Annotated in this window: 4 protein-coding genes, 14 pseudogenes and 1 riboswitch; of the genes and pseudogenes, 2 read left to right on the forward strand and 16 right to left on the reverse strand. The window is 36.0% G+C overall.

All coding sequences use genetic code 11. From position 1 onward, the window contains the following. The 7 pseudogenes from dtd to ACXX8U_RS15090 all read right to left on the reverse strand — a co-directional run. Nucleotides 1-338 (reverse strand): annotated as a pseudogene (gene dtd / locus ACXX8U_RS15060) (D-aminoacyl-tRNA deacylase); the annotation flags it as partial. 36 nt (nucleotides 339-374) lie between these two features. Next, nucleotides 375-1,360 (reverse strand): annotated as a pseudogene (gene rsgA, locus ACXX8U_RS15065) (ribosome small subunit-dependent GTPase A). Between the two features lie 144 nt (nucleotides 1,361-1,504). After that, nucleotides 1,505-2,606 (reverse strand): annotated as a pseudogene (locus ACXX8U_RS15070) (chorismate mutase). A gap of 19 nt (nucleotides 2,607-2,625) precedes the next feature. Further along, nucleotides 2,626-3,563, reverse strand: a pseudogene (locus tag ACXX8U_RS15075) (prephenate dehydrogenase). 8 nt (nucleotides 3,564-3,571) lie between these two features. Further along, a pseudogene (locus ACXX8U_RS15080) lies at nucleotides 3,572-4,792 on the reverse strand (pyridoxal phosphate-dependent aminotransferase). A 57-nt stretch (nucleotides 4,793-4,849) separates the two neighbouring features. Continuing rightward, nucleotides 4,850-5,689: pseudogene (locus ACXX8U_RS15085) on the reverse strand (prephenate dehydratase). A 393-nt stretch (nucleotides 5,690-6,082) separates the two neighbouring features. After that, nucleotides 6,083-7,349 (reverse strand): annotated as a pseudogene (locus ACXX8U_RS15090) (dicarboxylate/amino acid:cation symporter). A 148-nt stretch (nucleotides 7,350-7,497) separates the two neighbouring features. On the opposite strand from ACXX8U_RS15090, the gene gldA reads away from it, so the two are divergent. Then, nucleotides 7,498-8,394 (forward strand): gliding motility-associated ABC transporter ATP-binding subunit GldA, encoded by an 897-nt coding sequence (gldA, locus tag ACXX8U_RS15095; protein ID WP_458552671.1) that lies wholly within the window; start codon nucleotides 7,498-7,500, stop codon nucleotides 8,392-8,394. Between the two features lie 69 nt (nucleotides 8,395-8,463). On the opposite strand, the pseudogene metF reads toward gldA, so the two are convergent. The 9 genes and pseudogenes from metF to ACXX8U_RS15140 all read right to left on the reverse strand — a co-directional run. Continuing rightward, a pseudogene (gene metF / locus ACXX8U_RS15100) lies at nucleotides 8,464-9,423 on the reverse strand (methylenetetrahydrofolate reductase [NAD(P)H]). 95 nt (nucleotides 9,424-9,518) lie between these two features. Beyond that, a pseudogene (locus ACXX8U_RS15105) lies at nucleotides 9,519-11,692 on the reverse strand (vitamin B12 dependent-methionine synthase activation domain-containing protein). Then, nucleotides 11,662-12,201, reverse strand: a complete 540-nt coding sequence (locus ACXX8U_RS15110) for a dihydropteroate synthase (RefSeq protein ID WP_458566556.1) — start codon at nucleotides 12,199-12,201, stop codon at nucleotides 11,662-11,664. Before ACXX8U_RS15110 ends, ACXX8U_RS15105 begins: the two are co-directional and overlap by 31 nt. An 83-nt stretch (nucleotides 12,202-12,284) precedes the next feature. Beyond that, a pseudogene (locus ACXX8U_RS15115) lies at nucleotides 12,285-13,287 on the reverse strand (homocysteine S-methyltransferase family protein). A 271-nt stretch (nucleotides 13,288-13,558) separates the two neighbouring features. After that, a riboswitch (SAM riboswitch) is annotated at nucleotides 13,559-13,678 on the reverse strand. A gap of 92 nt (nucleotides 13,679-13,770) precedes the next feature. Then, nucleotides 13,771-14,824, reverse strand: a pseudogene (locus ACXX8U_RS15120) (NAD(P)/FAD-dependent oxidoreductase). 110 nt (nucleotides 14,825-14,934) lie between these two features. Further along, nucleotides 14,935-15,525: a precorrin-2 dehydrogenase/sirohydrochlorin ferrochelatase family protein gene (locus ACXX8U_RS15125; protein ID WP_458552667.1), complete on the reverse strand. Its 591-nt coding sequence runs from the start codon at nucleotides 15,523-15,525 to the stop codon at nucleotides 14,935-14,937. A 2-nt stretch (nucleotides 15,526-15,527) separates the two neighbouring features. Then, nucleotides 15,528-16,303 (reverse strand): annotated as a pseudogene (gene cobA, locus ACXX8U_RS15130) (uroporphyrinogen-III C-methyltransferase). After that, a pseudogene (locus ACXX8U_RS15135) lies at nucleotides 16,296-18,392 on the reverse strand (ferredoxin-like domain-containing protein). The pseudogenes cobA and ACXX8U_RS15135 overlap by 8 nt, the downstream one beginning before the upstream one ends. Before the next feature lie 70 nt (nucleotides 18,393-18,462). Further along, nucleotides 18,463-19,069, reverse strand: a pseudogene (locus ACXX8U_RS15140) (elongation factor 1-alpha C-terminal domain-related protein); the annotation flags it as partial. Nucleotides 19,070-19,105: 36 nt separating this feature from the next. Here ACXX8U_RS15140 and ACXX8U_RS15145 point away from each other — a divergent pair. Then, nucleotides 19,106-19,645, forward strand: coding sequence for a hypothetical protein (locus tag ACXX8U_RS15145; RefSeq protein WP_458566557.1), 540 nt, complete (start codon nucleotides 19,106-19,108; stop codon nucleotides 19,643-19,645). The last annotated feature ends 269 nt before the right edge of the window (nucleotides 19,646-19,914 follow it).

The following is a 19,914-nucleotide window of genomic DNA, read 5'->3' on the forward strand; positions in this document are numbered from 1 at the left end:
TTTACAAAATTCTCATACAATGGAATGGCCACTTCTGGTTTTGAAGCTTTGATATAGGAAGGACGATATTGCCTTTTTTGGTAAGAAGCAATGCAACGCAAATTGACTAACCACAATAATATCTCCGTCAACATCTTTTACAGATAAATTCATCACATCATTTTCATCGCCAAAAATGCGGATGTTAGTAATCTTATTAACCAGCCAATCTATATCTTCTTGAGTATCGGCATCTTCAAATACCAGACGAAAACCAATAGTCCTTTTTGGATATCGGCTACAATTTTATTGTCTATAGTTACGGAGGCGGAGGAAACCCTTTGAAGGACGATTTTCATTTTTGAAATTGAAATTGATTTTTGAAATTGCTATTGTTATTCCCTCGTTTTATCACTGATTATCCTATCTTCATTATGAATATCCGTTCGGTAATTTTCATCATCGCCTTCCAGAATTTTAAGATAACTTCTATAACGGGACCAAGCGATTTCGTCTTTTTCTAATGCGGTTTTAATAGCACAATGCGGTTCGTCTTTATGCAAACAATTATTAAATTTACACTGATCTTTCAATTTGAAAAATTCAGGAAAATAGCCGCTAATTTCTTCTTTTCTATTTTGCCCTACAATTCCAAAACCTTTGATACCTGCGTGTCTGATAATTTTAGCATCAAAAGACAAATCATACATTTCGGCAAAAGTAGTTGTGTGTTGTCCTTGCTTGCTTGCTTCAGAAATTGTTTTTGTTTTTAAATGTAAAGAAGGCTCCATTGCATTTACCAATGTTGATCTCCCCACACCGGAATGCCCTGGAAAACATGGTCACTTTACCAATCATCATTGCTTTCAACTCCTCAATTCCTTTCATTTCAGTCGAAGAAACTCTCAAACATTTATATCCAATTTCTTGATATACGCGTTGCATGGATAATTGTTCATCTAAAGTGGCATCGTCAAACGTATCTATTTTGTTAAAAACCAGTATCGTTTCAATTCCATATGCTTCGGCAGTAACCAGAAAAACGATCTATAAAATTAAAAGTCGTTGGCGGATTATTAATGGTAACCAACAAGAAAACCCTATCAATATTAGACGCAATAATATGCATTTGATGTGATAAATTCACAGATTTCCGAACGAGTACAGTTCTTCCTGTCGTGAATCTTGTGAATGGTTCCCGTAACAGTATCTGAGGATTCTTCGAGTTCATAATCCACAATATCGCCCACAGCAATAGGATTGGTACTTTTGATTCCTTTGTCATTCGGAATTTCCCTTTCATACGGCATTCGATAAAATCACCTTGTTCAGATTTTACGGTGTACCAACTTCCTGTAGATTTGTATACTAGTCCTGTCATGGTGCAAAGGTAAAATTTTGTTTTCAAGTTTATCCCGACACTTCGGGATAAAGTTTAAAGTTTTTGAAACTACCTATAAATAAAAAATCCCCGACACCTTTTGAAAAAAGCTGTAGGGATTTATTTTTTGAAAAAAAGCAATGATTATGCGTTCAATACTTTTTCTTGGTGACCAATACTTTCTTGGGTGAATCGCTTCGAACATTTTTAGTACAAATTCTTCAGTCAATCCTTTTTTCTCACCCTCTAAAATCATTTTTCCAAGGATTTCATTCCAACGATTGTTTTGCAATACAGCAACGTTAGCATCTTTTTTCACCTGACCTATTTCGTCTGCTACCTTCATACGCTTCCCTAATAATTCCAATAAAGTAGCATCTAAAACATCTATATTAGCTCTTAACTTAGCCATTTTTTGAGTAAACTCATCAGATACATCATTTACTTTTCTCACTTTCAAATCAATAAAAATTTGTTTCAAAGCGTCTGGTGTAACTTGTTGTGCAGCATCACTCCAAGCATTGTCCGGATCGTAATGTGTTTCGATAATCATACCATCATAATTCAAATCCAAAGCTTCCTGCGTTACTTCAAGAATCATTTTACGTGTCTCCTGTAATATGAGACGGGTCAATGATTAAAGGTAAATCAGGGGATTTATTTTGCAATTCGATAGCAATCTGCCATTCTGGAATATTTCTGTGTTTTGTTTTTTCGTATGTAGAAAAACCTCTGTGAATTACTCCTAATTTTTCAATTCCTGACCTATGGAACAGCCTAACACCACCCAACCATAAAGACAAGTCTGGATTCTCCCGGATTCTTAAGTCCTGAACCAATACGATTTTTTGAGTTCCCGCTAAAGCATCTGCAATTTCCTGCATTGCAAATGGATTGACGGTCCGTTCTGGCACCAATCGATAATACATCGATATCATATTCCAAAGCTAATTTTACGTGGAGCAGCATTCGCCACTGCTCCGTTCGCATTAGCAATCCGGTTTGTTCTTTCGCTTTTTTTAACCATTTCAATCCAATTTCTCCAACACCTTCACAATCCTCCCGGACGCGTCCCTGGCTTCCAAATTCCTGCTCCAAAAAACACTTACATCTGAATCTTTCAAATTCATTGTGCATTTTTCAATACTTGTTCTTCTGTTTCAGCACTACAAGGTCCTGCGATCACAAATGGATGAGTCAAATTGAATTCATTCAACCAATTTCTCATTTCTTTCTTGTTTTCCATCTTTTCTAATTTTATTTTTTTAGTTTTTTGTGTTGTTCTTTTTTAGCTTGTGTAAAATGTGACTGATCACTTTTTCACGTTCTTTATTCCGTTTTAACAATATTTCCTTTATTTTTATTTGACGGTTTGCATTTCATTGTAAATCGCACTCAGTATTCTTCCTTTTCTAATAACTCTTTAAACTTTGACAAATTCGAAATGTATTCTTCCAAAGTTTTTACAAACACGCTTTTTTATTCTGTTTTAAAAATCGGCGTCCACATTGCTGGGGAACTTTTGGCTAATCGAAATCTCGTGCTTTCAAAACCGGAACCTGCCATATCAAAAATAACAATTTCCTGTTCATCCTTCTCTTTATTGATTACCGTTTTTCCCAACATAAAGGCACTGATATGCGACAAATGCGTGACACATAAGCAATATGTTTACTGATGTGATTTCGGATCCATAGAACGGATTCTCTATTCCCATTGCTTTAAACAAATCCAACGCTTTTGCTTGTAACTTGAAAGTTGTTTTTTCGACCTCACAAATGATATTCGTTTTCCCTCGAAACAATCCTTTTATTGCTCGCAGATAGGTCCTGGAAACTCCGTTCCTGCGATAGGATGTGTGGCTAGTAAAATTCCTTCTTTTAGGATGATTGGCAATCATTTCACAAATAGGCATTTTAGTTGAACCCACTTCAAAAACAATCGTATTATCCCCAATAACATCGAGATACTTTTGGCAATACAACCAGCGCTACATCAAACAGGAACCGAAACGATAACAAAGTCTGCATCCACTAAATCATCAAATGCCGCGCCTTCATCAACAACTCCTAAAGCTATGGCTTCCGCCAAATGACTTTCGTTGCGTACCAATTCCATAAATTTTGACTTCAGGATGCAACGTTTTAATGTCCAATGCCATCGAACCGCCTATCAATCCTATTCGAATTACGTATATTTTCATATTTTATATTATTTGGGATTCGGGATTTTCGAATTAGGATTAATTTGAATTCCTAAATCAAAAAATCCTAAATCCCGAAATCTTTCTATAGCTTCCTGTACTTTTTCTTCTTTTACACAAAGTGCAAATCGTATGTATCCTTCTCCATTAGAACCAAAAATGGTTTCCCGGTGTAATGAAAATAGATTTGTCATATAAATATTTCATCAGTAAATTTCGCTGCTGATGCAATCCCGTCCTGGCAATTTTGCCCAAACAAATAATCCAACACCTTCCTTATACACTTTACAACCTAATTTCTCTGCCAGTTGCTCGGTAAGAATTCTGCGTTCCCTATAAATCGCATTCATCGATTCAAACCAAGTCTTGTCACTTTTCAATGCTTCAATTGCGCCCTTTTGAATCCCGTAAAACATTCCGCTATCCATGTTGCTTTTTACTTTTAAAACTGCATCGATACAAGCTGCATTTCCTCTAGTAAGCATTCCAACTCTCCAGCCCGCCATGTTAAAAGTCTTACTCAAAGAATTCAATTCTAAAACCACATCTTTTGCGCCTTCAACTTGCAACAAACTCATTGGATTGTCATTCAAAAACAAAACTATACGGATTGTCATTGACTAACAAAATATTATTTTTTTTGGCGAAAGCCACTAATCTTGAAAACAACTCCAAACTTCCTCTTGCTCCCGTTGGCATGTGCGGATAACCAATCCACATTATTTTCACTTTCGATAAATCCAGTTTTTCCAAAGCTTCAAAATCCGGTTCCCGATTATTCACTTCTTTTAAGTCATAATAAACTGGAACTGCTCCTACTAAGTTAGTTTACCTGAAGTGTATGTTGGATATCCTGGGATTTTGGAATCAGCACCTGATCGCCTTCATTCAAGAAAGCCAGTGAAGTATGCATAATTCCCTCTTTGGAACCCATCAAAGGCAAGATTTCGTTAGCCGGATTCAACACAACTCCGTAACGATTTTTGTAAAAATCAGCCATGCCTTGACGCAATTCCGGTAATCCTTGATAACTCTTGGTATCGATGCGCATTTTCATCTTGCATTGCCAGAACTACTGCATCAATTACTGCTTGTGACGGTTGTAAATCCGGACTTCCAATTCCCATATTAATAATTGGTTTCCCTTCAGAAGGCAGTTGTCTTACTTCTCTCAATTTTGATGAGAAATAATATTCTTCAATTATATCGAGACGTTTCGCTGTAGTAATCGTATGGTGTAAATTTTAAGATTCTTTTGACTTTGTAACTTTGTAGCTTTCGACTAATTATAATTTTGTGTTTTTATATTCGCCTAACACTTTGAAATACTCCGCCATTAATGTATTAATAGTGACTTTGCTTTTGCATAATCTTCGTATTTCTCGAAAGTAACATCCACAAAAAACGAATATTTCCAAGGTGTTTCTATTTTTGGTAACGACTGAATTTTGGTTAAATTCAATTTACAATCACTCATTACATTTAGTACTGCAGCCAAACTGCCACGTTTGTGATCCAATTCGAATTTAATGGACGCTCTGTTTATTTCGTTTTCCGGGACAAAAGAATTGTCCTTTTTGATAATCACAAAACGAGTCATATTATTTTTAATCGTTTGAATTTCCGGAGCCAAAATTTCTAAATCATACATTTCCGAAGCGGTTTTACTGGCAATCGCGGCAATTCCTTTCAACTGTTTTTCCCGCAATTCGACGCGCCGTTTCAGCAGTATCTTTGTCTTCGACTAATTTTATGTTTGGGTATTTTTTCAGGAATTCCATACATTGTAAAATAGCCATAGGATGCGAATGTACTTCCAGAGTATCTTCCATTTTTTGACCTTTTAAAGCCATTAAATTCTGATGAATTCTCAAATAATGTTCTCCTATTATGTGCAAATTATTTTTGTCAATCAATGCGTATATTCTGGTAGAACAATAGGACCCGCAATAGAATTCTCTATCGCCATAACTGCTTGATCTGATTTGCCTGAAAGTAGGTTATCCACTAATTCTTCAAAAGACAAACATTCATCGACAGCAACTGCCTGAAGATCTGAAATATTCTTGTGCCACCTGATGGTGAAAAGAACCCGTTATCCCCTGTATTCCAATTATTTCATTCATTTTTACACCTTTTTAAGCAAAACAAAATCCCGATTTTCATCGGGATTGTATATTTATAGTATCAATTTAATTTTTATAATCAAATAACCATACAACAATCCCTTTCTACTTTCCAGAAGAAATAATAAGAATTGCTAAAATAAAATCGGTTACTCAACATCTTGTTGGCCATTTTGTATTAATTACTCTGCGAATGTATACATAATTTCCAGCTAACCCAAAAAAAAGCTGATTTTATTGAACAAAAAAAAGGAATTCGCTAAAAAACTGGTTATTAATTATGTAATAATTAAAAAAAGGCTTTTAAAATATTTTTTAATTCAGCGTGTCTTTATGATTTTCAGAAATTGAAATATTCTTTTTCCAGAATTTTACCCTTAAAATCAAACCAAATTACGCTACTAATTTTTCAGTAAGCCATTTTTTCCCTTCCGAAATTCGAGCTACCATCATTGCCGAGACCAAATGACCATTCGCATTGCAGCAACGTCGCCATTGGATCTACCAAAGTTCCTACAATCATTGCAGCCGGCAAAGCCTGCTCCATAGGAAATCCATAAACGGTTATCGCCAAAATTTCTCCTATATAACCTCCATTTGGAATTCCGCCTTCGACCACCGAAACAAGAACCGTAATTCCCAATGCCATCAATAAGGTATTTGGATCTCGTAAAATCTTTACCAAACATAGCAAAAATAACCGCAATTTTTATTATCGACGACATACTAGAACCGTCTTTATGCAAAGGTGCGCCAAGTGGGATAACTACATTCCGAACAGCGTCTCGGAATATTCATTTGTTCTGCACCTTCCAGATTGGCAGGAATTGTTGCAATGCTGCTACAAGTTCCTAACGCCGTTAAAGAAGGTGTACATTTACTTCTTCCAAAACACTTTAAATCCTAATTTTCCTCCGGCGATAAAAGCGTACAAACTAAAAAACACGACAAAATAAAACGCGCAAACCGCATAATACAGTCCCAATGGTTTTGCATAAGCACCAAACAATTGCGGTCCAAAAATCCCAACTTGATATGCAAAATAAGCACCCAATCCTATTGGAGCTGTTTTCATAACCGAACGTGTAACAATTGTTTCATCACTTCATTACCTGAATTCAATGAACTCGACTGAAATCTTTCCCTTTTTTCGCCCGATTGCAAACTGGCAAATCCCATTAAAAACGAAAATATGATGAGCGCCAACATACTTTTTCGAGAAAGTAGCTCGATAAAAATCCCCCGCTGTAAGCAACTCGGGTAATTTGTGAACCTGTAGTGCTTTCCTGAATAGTTTCTAGTGGGATTTTAGAAATGATAATATCTTGCTGAATGGGAAATAAACAATACACCAACTATCATCAAAATAGCAGAAATCAGTACTGTACTTAAAAATACTCCAATGACAATGACAAACAATTTTCCTAGTTTCTCTGATTTTTCATAAATTAGCAATCGAAGATGCGATCGTAAAAAAAATCAACGGGATAATTGCTGTAAACAATAAATTCAGAAATATATCGCCCAAAGGCTTAATCACCTCTACTCCTTCTCCAAAAACTAAACCCAAAATACTTCCTGCCAGACTTCCGCCAAGTAGCAATAAAATACTTTTGTAATTTTTCAAGAAACTGCCCGATTGTGTATTTTTCAAATTCATATCTATATAGTTTAGGGTAAATATATAAATCTAAAACAGAATATCATCCCGCTTTGTAAAACTTTGACAAAGGACTTTTTAGCTATTGAGCTACAAAAAACAATAAATCAATGCTTTTTCTGTTTACTTTTGCAACAAATAAAATTCCATGTCAATAGAAGTAAATAATATATCAAAAAGCTACGGTGCCCAAAAAGCATTGGATAACATTTCGTTTTCTATAAAAAAAGGAGAAATCGTTGGCTTTTTAGGTCCAAATGGAGCCGGAAAATCGACTTTGATGAAAATATTGACAACCTACATTAATGCCGATGAAGGTTCAGCAATCGTAAATGGAAACGATGTAAACACTCAACAAAAAGCCGTTCAACTTTCTATTGGTTACCTTCCAGAACACAATCCGTTGTATTTGGATTTGTATGTGAGGGAATATTTGGCTTTCAATGCTGATGTCTATAAAGTAGCCAAATCCCGTATCGAAGAAGTAATTCAATTGACCGGTTTAAGTACCGAAAGTCATAAAAAAATAGGGCAATTATCTAAAGGATATCGCCAGCGTGTAGGTCTTGCCAATGCTTTATTGCACAATCCTGACGTCTTGATTCTTGATGAACCAACTACAGGTTTAGACCCAAACCAATTGATGGAAATTCGTAATGTGATTAAAAACGTGGGTAAAGACAAAACGGTTTTCCTTTCTACGCACATTATGCAGGAAGTTGAAGCGATTTGTGACCGCGTGATTATCATCAATAACGGCAAAATTGTTACCGATAAAAAACTAGACAACTTAATTTCCGAAGATGCAGCACAAGTTATCGAAGTAGAATTTGATTATAAAATAGAAGAACAAGCTATTTCCAAAATCGAAAATCTTGTTTCTTATAAAAATACACACGATATGATTTGGGAATTGACTTTCAAAGCGGATAAAGACATGCGCCCGGCAGTTTTTGATTTTGCCAATGCCAATGGTTTAAAAACCTTGCAGCTGAATCAGAAAAATAAAAATTTAGAGGCCGTATTTAGAGAGATTACGAAATAGTTACAACAACAAAAAAGCTCGTTTAAATCCAATTTTAAACGAGCTTTTTTTATGAAATACGATTAAAAATTAAAAAATCTTACTCGCAATTTGTCTAATATTTTCTGATTTTCCCATTGAATAATAATGTAAAACTGGAACGCCGGCTGCTTTCAATTCTAACGATTGTTGAATCGCCCATTCGATTCCTACTTGTCTAATATCCGCATTATTTTTACATTGATCAACAGCATTAATTAAATCTTCGGGTAAGTCGATTCGGAAAATTTGTGGCAATACCTGTAAGTGTCTTTGTACTGCAATTGGTTTAATTCCCGGGATAATAGGAACGGTAATTCCCATTTCTCTGGCTTTAGCAACAAATTCAAAGTATTTAGCATTATCAAAAAACATTTGCGTCACCACATAATCAGCACCTGCATCTACTTTTTCTTTCAATCTTTTCAAATCGGAAATTAAAGATGGAGATTCCAAATGTTTCTCCGGGTATCCCGCAACTCCAATACAAAAATTGGCTTTGTTATCAACATCCATCACATCATGCAAGTACTTCCCGCAATTCAGTTGGTTAATTTGTTTTACCAAATCAACAGCAAAATCATTTCCTCCTTGTTTAGGAACAAAAGACTGCTCGTCCTTCATCGCATCGCCACGCAAAGCCATCACATTATCAATTCCCAAATAATGACAATCGACTAATAAATATTCGGTTTCTTCTTTTGTATAAAACGACCGCAAAGCACATGAGGAACTGTATCTACATTGTACTTATGCTTGATTGAAGCGCAAATTCCAAGCGTTCACAGGACGCATTCTGGTAAGTTTTTTTTCCAATAATCCATTGCCTTTATCAACATAAATAAACTCTTCGCGAGAAGTGGTTACGTCGATAAATGGCGGTTTGAACTCCATTAACGGATCAATATTATCGTATAATTCCTGAATGCTTTTGCCTTTTTGAGGCGGAATAATTTCAAAAGAGAATAAAGTTTCTCCTTTAGCTGCTTCTATATGCTGTGTTACTTTCATTTTCTTTAGTTTGAAGTTTAAGGTTTAAGGTTTAAGGTTCTCTCGAACAACTTTAAACTTTAAACTTTAAACAAAATTTCAACTTTAAACTATTTCTAATCCGCAATATTCGGGTTCAACCATTTCATGGCTACTTCAGTTGAAACGCTTCTTCGTTTAGCGTAATCAATAACTTGGTCTTCCTTTATTTTTCCAAGTCCAAAATACTTACTTTCCGGGTTTCCAAAATAATATCCAGAAACCGATGAGGCTGGCCACATAGCCATACTCTCCGTCAAAGTCACTCCTATTTCTTGTTCTACATTTAGTAATTTCCAAATCGTTGGCTTTTCTAAATGGTCAGGACAAGCCGGATAACCCGGTGCTGGACGAATTCCTTTATAAACCTCTTCAATCATAGCCTCGGTAGTTAAATTTTCATCAGCAGCGTATCCCCATATTTCCTTTCGGATTTTTTCGTGAAGGTATTGGCGAAAGCTTCTGCAAAACGATCCGCCAATGCTTTCACCATAATCGAATTATAATCGTCCAAATCTCTTTCAAATTCAGCCGCCCATTCATCAACCCCAAAACCGGTCGTTACACAAAACGCACCCATATAATCCGTTTTACCACTATCTTTCGGAGCAATAAAATCCGACAATGCGATATTTGGAGCACCTTTAGTTTTTTGTGATTGCTGACGCAACGTCAAGAATGTCTGCAATGGTTTTCCGTTTTCATCACTCAATTCAATATCATCGTCGTTGACTTGATTCGCCGGAAAAATTCCGTAAATTCCTTTGGCTGTCAATTTCTTTTCTTTCAAAATAACTTCCAACATTTCTTGTGCATCTGCAAAAACAGAAGTTGCTTGCTCTCCTACTACCTCATCTGTTAAAATCGCCGGGTATTTCCCGAACAATTCCCATGTTCTGAAAAATGGTGTCCAGTCAATATAAGGAACCAAAACATCCAAATCGACTTCGATAGTTTGTTCTCCAATTACATTGGGTTTTACAGGAGTAAAATTCTCCCAATCCAACTGTAATTTATTTTTTCGGGCTTGCTCAATGGTTAGGAAATTTTTATCACGCGAACGATTTAAAAATGTTTCTCTAAACGCATCATATTCTGCTCTAATATCGCTTGCGTATATCTTTCTGTCCTTATTTAATAAACTTCCAGCCACCGTCACGGCTCTCGAAGCATCGTTTACGTGTATTACTGTTTCTCTATATTGAGGTGCAATTTTCACCGCAGTATGTGCTCTAGAAGTCGTTGCTCCACCAATCATTACTGGGATTTTCAGCCCTCGTCTATCTAATTCTTTGGCGAGATAAACCATTTCATCAAGTGATGGCGTGATTAATCCGCTTAATCCAATAATATCTACGTTGTGCTCAATAGCAGCTGCAATAATTTTTTCAGGTGGTACCATTACGCCCAAATCTACTATCTCATAATTATTACAGGCCAGCACCACGCTAACAATATTTTTACCAATATCGTGTACATCGCCTTTTACAGTTGCCATCAGGATTTTTCCATTTCCTTTTTTGTCACCCGCTTGTTTGCTAGCTTCAATGTAAGGCAACAAATAGGCCACCGCTTTTTTCATTACCCGCGCTGATTTCACTACTTGTGGCAAAAACATTTTACCGGAACCAAACAAATCACCTACAACATTCATTCCTGTCATCAAGTTAATTTCGATAACTTCAATAGGTTTTGTAGCTGCCAATCGTGCTTCTTCAACATCTAGTTCTATAAAGGCATCGACCCCTTTTACAAGTGAGTGGGTAATTCGTTCTTGAACGGTTCCCGAACGCCATTCTTGAACTGCTTTTTCATTATTCTTTACATCTCCTTTTACATTCTCTGCAAAATCCAATAATCTTTCGGTTGCATCATCACGACGGTTTAGGATTACATCCTCAACGTGTTCTAATAAATCCTTTGGAATTTCGTCGTAAATAGAAAGCATCTCAGGATTTACTATTCCCATCGTCATTCCGTTTTGAATAGCGTGGTACAAGAAAACGGAGTGCATCGCTTCCCGAACGGTATCATTTCCTCTAAACGAAAACGAAACATTACTTACTCCACCACTAATGTGTGCATCTAGCAAATTTTCTCGAACCCATTTGGTTCCTCTAAAGAAATCCAATGCGTTCAAGCGGTGTTCTTCCATTCCAGTTGCCACTGGGAATATATTTAAATCGAAAATGATGTCTTGCGGAGGAAAACCAACTTTGTTTACCAAAATATCATACGCAAACGCTGGCAAATTTCTATTCGGCGTTCGTAATTGTCAGCTTGACCTACCTCATCAAAAGCCATAATAATAGCCGCAGCTCCATAACGCTTAATCAATTTAGCGTGATGAATAAATTGTTCTTCTCCTTCCTTTAAAGAAATAGAGTTTACGACACTCTTTCCTTGAACTACTTTTAATCCTGCTTCTATAATATCCCATTTCGAGCTGTCAATCATGATTGGCACTCTGGAAATATCTGGTTCGGCAGCAATTAAATTCAGGAATTTTGTCATGGCATATTCACCATCCAGCATTCCTTCATCCATATTAATATCGATGATTTGTGCGCCACCTTCTACTTGCTCTTTAGCAATACTGAGTGCTTCTTCGTATTTTTCTTCCTTGATTAATCGAAGGAATTTTCTAGAACCTGTAACATTCGTTCGTTCACCAATATTCACAAAAACGCTTTCCGGCGTAATGATTAAAGGCTCTAATCCCGATAATACAAGGTTTTTTCTAGTTTCTGCTTGTGCCATTTTTTATTTTTTTGTGCCTCAAACCCAATAATTACAATGAATTCGTGGCTATAATTCAGACGCGGTAAAGCGCATCTTTACGTTTACATCGTTGCTGTTGATACTCTTGGTTTATAATCCTTCGCAATATCAGCAATCAACTTGATATGTTCTGGCGTTGTTCCGCAACAACCACCTATGATATTGACTAAATTATCGTCTAAATATTCTTTGATGAAAGCTTGCATTTGCTCTGGTGTTTCATCGTACTCTCCAAAAGCATTTGGCAATCCTGCATTAGGATGCGCCGACACATTGAACGAAGTGTTTTGTGATAAAGTTTGCAAATAAGGCTTCAACAAATCAGCTCCCAAGGCACAATTGAAACCAACACTTAGCAATGGAATGTGAGAAACCGAAACTAAAAAAGCTTCTACGGTTTGCCCTGAAAGTGTTCTTCCTGAAGCATCCGTAATGGTTCCTGAAACCATGAATTGGAATATCAATATTGCGTTCGTCTTTTACTTCTTCAATAGCAAAAAGTGCTGCTTTAGCATTTAACGTGTCGAAAATAGTTTCTACTAACAACAAATCACTTCCTCCGTCAATCAAAGCTTCAACTTGTTGTTTGTAAGCAATGCGCAAATCATCGAAAGTTACGGCTCTGTATCCCGGATCATTTACATCTGGTGACATGCTTGCCGTTCTGTTTGTTGGTCCTATTGACCCGGCTACAAAACGAGGTTTGTCTGGATTTTTGGCTGTGAATTCATCGGCTACTTCACGGGCAATTCGTGCCGATTCGTAGTTGAGTTCATACACCAAATCTTCAAGATGGTAATCTGCCATTCCGATAGTCGTTCCTGAGAACGTATTGGTTTCTACAATATCAGCTCCTGCTTCAAAATAAGCTGCGTGAACTGCTTTGATAGCTTGTGGTTGCGTTAGTGACAATAAATCGTTATTCCCTTTTAAGGAATGCGGAAAATCTTTGAAACGTTCTCCTCGAAAATCTTCTTCAGAAAAATTGTAGCGTTGCAACATGGTTCCCATAGCTCCATCGAGTATGAGTATGTTTTTTTTAATGGCTTCTTGAATACTTGACATTTCTTTTTATTTCTTGTAAATCTCGATAAGTATCGGATTCACACTTTTGATTAATAATTACAAAAGTTCACTATTTAAGCTCTTTAGCCCCGATTACAGTGAAAATCCTTTTACTTTTTTTGTTAAAAAAGTAAAAGATTGCAACGGAAAGCGGGAACGGTATTGGCAAAAAAACGCCAATTGTTCGCTCCTGATACTGAAATTAATTCAGTAGGCTAAATATCGATATGTTGTCAAGAAAAGGTTTGAGAAATACTAAGTGAGTATTCGTGTGTTATCTATCTTAGATACTGAAACTGGTTCAGCATAAAGTAGAATGTAGCACCTTCTTTAAAGATAAAGGGTTGCTAAGGTTTCATTGGGTCTTTCCCTCCGCCTTTCGTGATAACTTTCAATAAATATATGAACAGTGCAAAGTAAAGACATAGCGCTAATACTTGCAAGTATTAGCGCTATATTTTTTAACTAGTTTGTACTAAGTTGTTAAACTATGGCTTTCACCACGGCTTTTGGAGCTTCTTTACGAGTTCCGTCAAATCCGTCAACACCTGAAACTGTAGTATATTTCAATACATATTTCTTACCTGGATTGATGATTTGGTAGGCTGCCTGACACATTAATGTGGCTTCGTGGAATCCACAAAGAATTAATTTTAGTTTCCCTGGATAGGTATTTACGTCACCAATGGCAAAAATTCCTGTAATGTTCGTTTGGTAATCCAAAGCATTATTTACTTTGATGGCATTTTTTTCAATGTCTAATCCCCAGTCTCCAATAGGACCTAATTTTGGTGTTAATCCAAAAAGCGGAATAAAATAATCCGTAGCAATAGTTCTGTGCGCTCCATTTTCTTCAATATCAATTGATTCTAAATGCTCGGCACCGTTTAAACCAACTACTTCTGCCGGTGTAATCATTTTTATTTTTCCTGAGTTCTTCAATTCCTGTACTTTTTCTACAGAGTCTAAAGCGCCTCTAAATTCGTTTCTACGGTGAATCAAAGTTACCTCAGAAGCAACATTCGACAAGAAAATACTCCAGTCCAAAGCAGAATCTCCTCCTCCGGCAATCACTACTCTTTTGTCTCTGAATTTTTCCGGGTTTTTAATAAAGTATTTAATTCCTTTGTCTTCGTAAAATTCAATGTCTTCGATTAATGGTTTTCTTGGTTCAAAACTTCCTAATCCTCCAGCAATAGCAATTACTGGCGCATGAAATCTTTTCCCTTTATTTGAAGTCACAATAAAACTTCCGTCTTCTTGTTTTTCAATTGTTTCAGCACGTTCTCCGAGTGTAAAACCTGGTTCGAATCGCTTGATTTGTTCCATTAGATTATCTACTAAATCTCCTGCTCAATACTTCCGGAAATCCCGGGATATCATAAATAGGTTTTTTTGGGTATAATTCAGATAATTGTCCACCTGCTTGTGGCAAAGCATCTAAAATATGACATTTCAGTTTTAACAATCCTGCTTCAAAAACTGCAAATAAACCTGTTGGTCCGGCTCCTATTATAAGTATGTCTGTTTTAACCATTTTTTTATTCTTTATATAATGTAATTGTGCTAAACTATTTTACTGCAAATTAACGATTGATTTTTACTATTTTAAATGATAAATATCAGTCGAATTCTTTGCTCTTTATTCTATTCTCTTGGCTCTTTATTCTTCAACGACTCGGTAATTTCATTCATCTTTTGAACTTTTTCTTCGAAATTTCCTTTCAGCGTTTTGCGATATTCATTCAGGTTTTCGACCATTTTATTGATATCGTCCGGAATGATTTCTTCAAAAAACTCCCGTAATCTTTTGGCAGTTGTTGGTGATTTTCCGTTAGTTGAAATAGCGATTTTAACATTTCCTTTAGTTACAATTCCGCCCAAATAATAATCACATAATGGCGGTGTATCAGCAATGTTGCAAATCAGAAATCTTTTTCGGGACAAATCGTATACTCTTTTATTTACTTTTAAATCATCTGTGCAGGCAATTACCATGTGGCGTTTGCGAAGCATCCAGCGATTGAACTTTTTATGGGTTAATTGCACCGAAGGATGTTTTGCAGCCAAGCTTTCCAGTTCTGGTAAAAACTTTGGGGCAACTACCTCAACATTCGCATTCGGACTCGATTTCAACATGAAAGATAATTTTTCTAAACCCACATTTCCTCCACCTACAATAAGTACATTGAGGTTGTGTAATTTTAAAAATATTGGATATAATTCGTTCCTTTCCAATGTTATTGTATTTCTTTTGATATGAATTCTTCGTAAAACCCTTTCAATTTATTGCTTTCTTTGACTACTTCTCCAATCACAATAATGGCTGGTGAACTTAATTTGTTTTCTATTACCACTTCTTGGATTGTGTCAATCGTTCCAACTCCAATTTTTTCTTGTGGAGTAGTTCCGTTTTGAATAATCGCAACGGGAGTTTCTCCTTTGGATTCCTTTTGGAATAATGAAACAATTTGTGATAATTCTACTCATTCCCATCAAAATAACAACAGTTGCCGATGATTGCGCTGCTAAAGCCACATCATTTGACAATTTTCTATCAGAGGTTGTACCTGTAATTACCCAAAAACTTTCCGAAACACCTCTTTTTGTCAAAGAAATTCCTTGATAAGCGGGAACTGCTATCGATGATGAAATTCCGGGTACTACAAATGTAGGGATTCCAAAACTTTCTGCGAATTCTATTTCTTCGCTTCCTCGACCAAAAATAAATGGATCGCCACCTTTTAATCGAACGACATTTCCATAGGTAAGCGCATTATCAACAATCAACTGATTGATTTGGTCTTGTGTATATTCATGACAGCCTTTTCGTTTGCCTACAAATATTTTGATGGCATTTTTTGGTGCATGAATCATTATTTCATCATTGGCCAGCGCATCATACAAAACCACATTTGCTTCAGCAAGTGCTTTTACTCCTTTTAGAGTAAGCAAATCCGGATCGCCATGGACCAGCGCCTACTAAAGTTACTTTGGGTTGTACTATATTATGCATTAGCTAAATCTTTTGCTCTGTATTTTTCTACGTTTTCAAAAAAGGCAACTCCTTCTTGAATGTATTTTTGTGCAAATTCTGCAGAAGGCTCATTCGCTCTGATTTGGTATACTAAATCTTTGAACGTTGAGTTCAACTCGATTTTATTGCTTTCGATGAAAACCGTGTCAAACAAATCGATGATTCCTGCATGGTGATTTGTTTTTTGGTTTTCAGCAAGTAACAATGCTTTAGCTCCATTTACAAATCCTGCGTATGCCAAATAAATTGCATCAGCCCATTTTCCTTCATCAAAAGCTTCTTGTGCGAAAGTCATTTTATCTTTAGCTTCTAATATCAAAGTAGCTACTAAATCAATTACAACTCCAGCACATTCTCCTACTCCAACTGCCTTTACGTAGTTATCAGCATTTCCCCAATCTACAAAATCAGCTTCGGTAAGATTAGTCAAATCGGCTAATGGTTTCAAAAATTCGTAGAAGTATTTTTCTCCTTTGGCATCATAATAATTCAAAAATGATTGTCCGTTTCCGTTCGCTTCAAAATCATTTAAGATGAAACGTAATGCATCAGGTCCTCTTCTACTTGGAATTTTGATTACTTTGTCAGAAAATCTTCCGTTTCCGTTTCCTAAATTTCCTCCGCCTAATAACACTTGAAGTGCTGGCGCCACTAATTTCCCTGAATTGATTGACATTCCTTGGAAACCAATTTCGGCCATATTGTGTTGTCCACAAGCATTCATACAACCACTGATTTTAATCGTGATTTCCTGATTGTTGCTGTATTGTGGATATTCCGTTTCTAAAACTCTTTCTAATTCTACTGCGATTCCGGTGCTGCTTGCAATTCCTAAATTACAGGTGTCTGTTCCCGGACAAGCTGTAATATCTGAAATGGTATTGTAACCCAAAGCCACAAAATCTAATTTGGCTAATTCTTGGTAGAAAAACGGTAGGTTTTCTTCTTTTACGTGACGAATTAAAATATCCTGTCTCAAAGAAAAACGCAATTCATTAGCCGCATAATTTTTGATTAATTTTGCCAATGCTCTAGCTTTATCTGTATAAAAATCACCCAATAAAACTTTGATTCCAATCGCTACATAACCCGCTTGTTTTTGCGCGATTACATTTGATTTTTTCCAAGCTTCGAAAGCTGCTGTGTCTTCGATTACTACTTTTGGTGCTTCCAATAAAGGAGCTGGAATTTCACCATCAAAAGCAGTTGTATCGATTTCAACTGTTTGGTAAGACAAGGCTTTTTTCTCTTCTTCCACTAATCGTAAAAACTCGTCTCTTCCCAAATCTTTGATTAGGAATTTCATACGCGCTTTCAAACGTTTTGCTCTTTCGCCATAGCGATCAAAAATTCTTAAAACACCTTCGGTTGTTGGGATAATTTGGTTTACCGGAATAAATTCAGAAAGCGATTCCGCATGACTTGGTTGAGAACCCAATCCTCCACCTAACATTACTTTGAATCGTGTTTCGCCATTTACAATTTTTGGAGATAGAACCTAAATCGTGCAAATAACTCAATCCTGTATCTTTATCTGAAGATGAAAATGACATTTTAAAGAATCTACGTCCCATTTCCTGACAATCCGGATTTCTCAAGAAAAACTGAAACATAGCGTGCGCATAAGGCGAAACATCAAAAGGCTCTTCTCCATCGATTCCCGCTGTTTCACTAGCTGTAATATTTCTAACGGTATTTCCACAAGCTTCACGAAGTGTAACATCATCTTTCTCCAGTTCAGCCCAAAGTTGTGGTGTTCTGTCCAAACTTACATAGTGAATCTGGATATCCTGACGCGTTGTAATGTGTAAACGTCCTGTTGAATATTCATCAGAAACTTTAGTAATACGCAACAATTGTTCGCTGGTCACTTTACCAAAAGGCAATTTGATACGAATCATTTGTACGCCTTCCTGACGCTGACACGTACACTTCCTCTCGCCAAACGAAGGCTACGGAAACGCTCATCATCAATTTTCCCGTCACGGAATAAAGCAATTTTTCTTTCTAAATCGATAATGTCTTTTTGGACAATCGGATCTTCTATTTCGGTTCTAAAACTTTCCATCTTTTCTTGACTTTTGTAGGCTATTGGATATTAATTATGTTTGGATTTTATTTTTGGCTTAAGCCAAAAACTAACGAATAAATCCAACTCCCGCTGTGGTATTAGTAGCAACATCTATTAAAATAAAAGCGCCGTTTGATTTGTTGTCGTTGTAGGCATCAAAATACAAGGCTTTACTCAATTTAATATTTACTTCACCAATTTCATTAATGCTCAATTGAGTCGCTGGTGTAACTCCAGAATAATCGGTTGCGATTACGTTTTTTACGCTTTCAATTTTCGCCAAAACTCTGTTCGTATTGTGTTGTACCAAATATTTTGTACCTGGAACTAACTTTTTGCTGTCCATCCAACAAATCGTTGTATTGATATCTTTTTCAATTTTAGGCAACTCATTCGATTTTACAATCATGTCACCTCTTGTTACATTGATATCATTTTCCAGTTCTAAAGTAATCGAGGAACCTGCTGTAGCTTCATCAAATTGTTTGTCAAAAAAGTGAATATTAGTCACTTTAGATTCTGTTAAAGAAGGAAGAACGGTTACCGCATCGCCCACTTTAATATTATTACCGTATAATTTTCCGGCATACCCCTCTGAAGTCATGATACTCTTCTGTTTTTGGTCTAATAACCGTTTGAACCGGGAAACGTGCTTTTCCTGTTTCAAAAACATTTTAACAACCGGTCTTCGCCCGAAAAAAATACTCTCTATGAAAGAGTATATCGAAAACCGAAAGTTTTATTATGATGGCAGACACAATAATTTGGTTGACAATTACAAGCTCCAAGATTCATTATTTAATAAATATGTAATATACTTTGTTAATGATAATGAGTTTATACAACCCAGATATTTAGAATATAAGTCCTATTATCCACGACGTAATAAAAAAGGAGACTGGATTGCAAATCCAAACGAAAAAAAGGATACTTTATATTTCAATTTAGACAATGAGTATGTATACCCTTCAAAATACAATAAAACTGCTTTTTTAATTCAAGACTGCATTTCGTTGGGTGGCGGAACATTTTGTTTTGAACAGAAGCAAACAATAAAAGATATTAAACCTCTAACTATCCTTGATCTTAAAAAATATATTCGATCATCAATTTTTTATGACTCTAGAAAACAATTATTATCTAGTTATCCTTTAATGCATTTTTTGAGTAATTATGTATTGTTCTTTGTTACTAAAAAAGAGAATGATTGTGATTATATTCAAGTGCAACCAATGTACGTGATTGAATAGGAATACAACAACAGCAACTAATTCTAATTCAATTAAGCTAATAATTAGCTACAATCAATCGGAAAACGAATACTAAGAGCTAAAAGCACCATTAATTAAAGAAAAAAAATGAATGAAAAAAAGCCGCAAAACATCAATTTTGCGGCATTTTTTATACTCAATAGATCTATTTCAAATGCTCTCGAGATCTCTTTTGTCATTGATTCCAAATCAAATTCATGTGTTCCAGTTCCAGTCTTTTCTGGCTTCAGCGTCATCAATACTTGCTG

The organism is Flavobacterium sp. GNP001, from assembly GCF_054343775.1.

What these genes read in the sequence shown, in the direction of transcription:
- ACXX8U_RS15145 (WP_458566557.1), top strand. Translation starts at nt 19,106, where the DNA reads ATGAAAGAGTATATCGAAAACCGAAAGTTTTATTATGATGGCAGACAC.
- ACXX8U_RS15110 (WP_458566556.1), bottom strand. Translation starts at nt 12,201, where the DNA reads ATGGCACAAGCAGAAACTAGAAAAAACCTTGTATTATCGGGATTAGAG.
- gldA (WP_458552671.1), top strand. Translation starts at nt 7,498, where the DNA reads ATGTCAATAGAAGTAAATAATATATCAAAAAGCTACGGTGCCCAAAAA.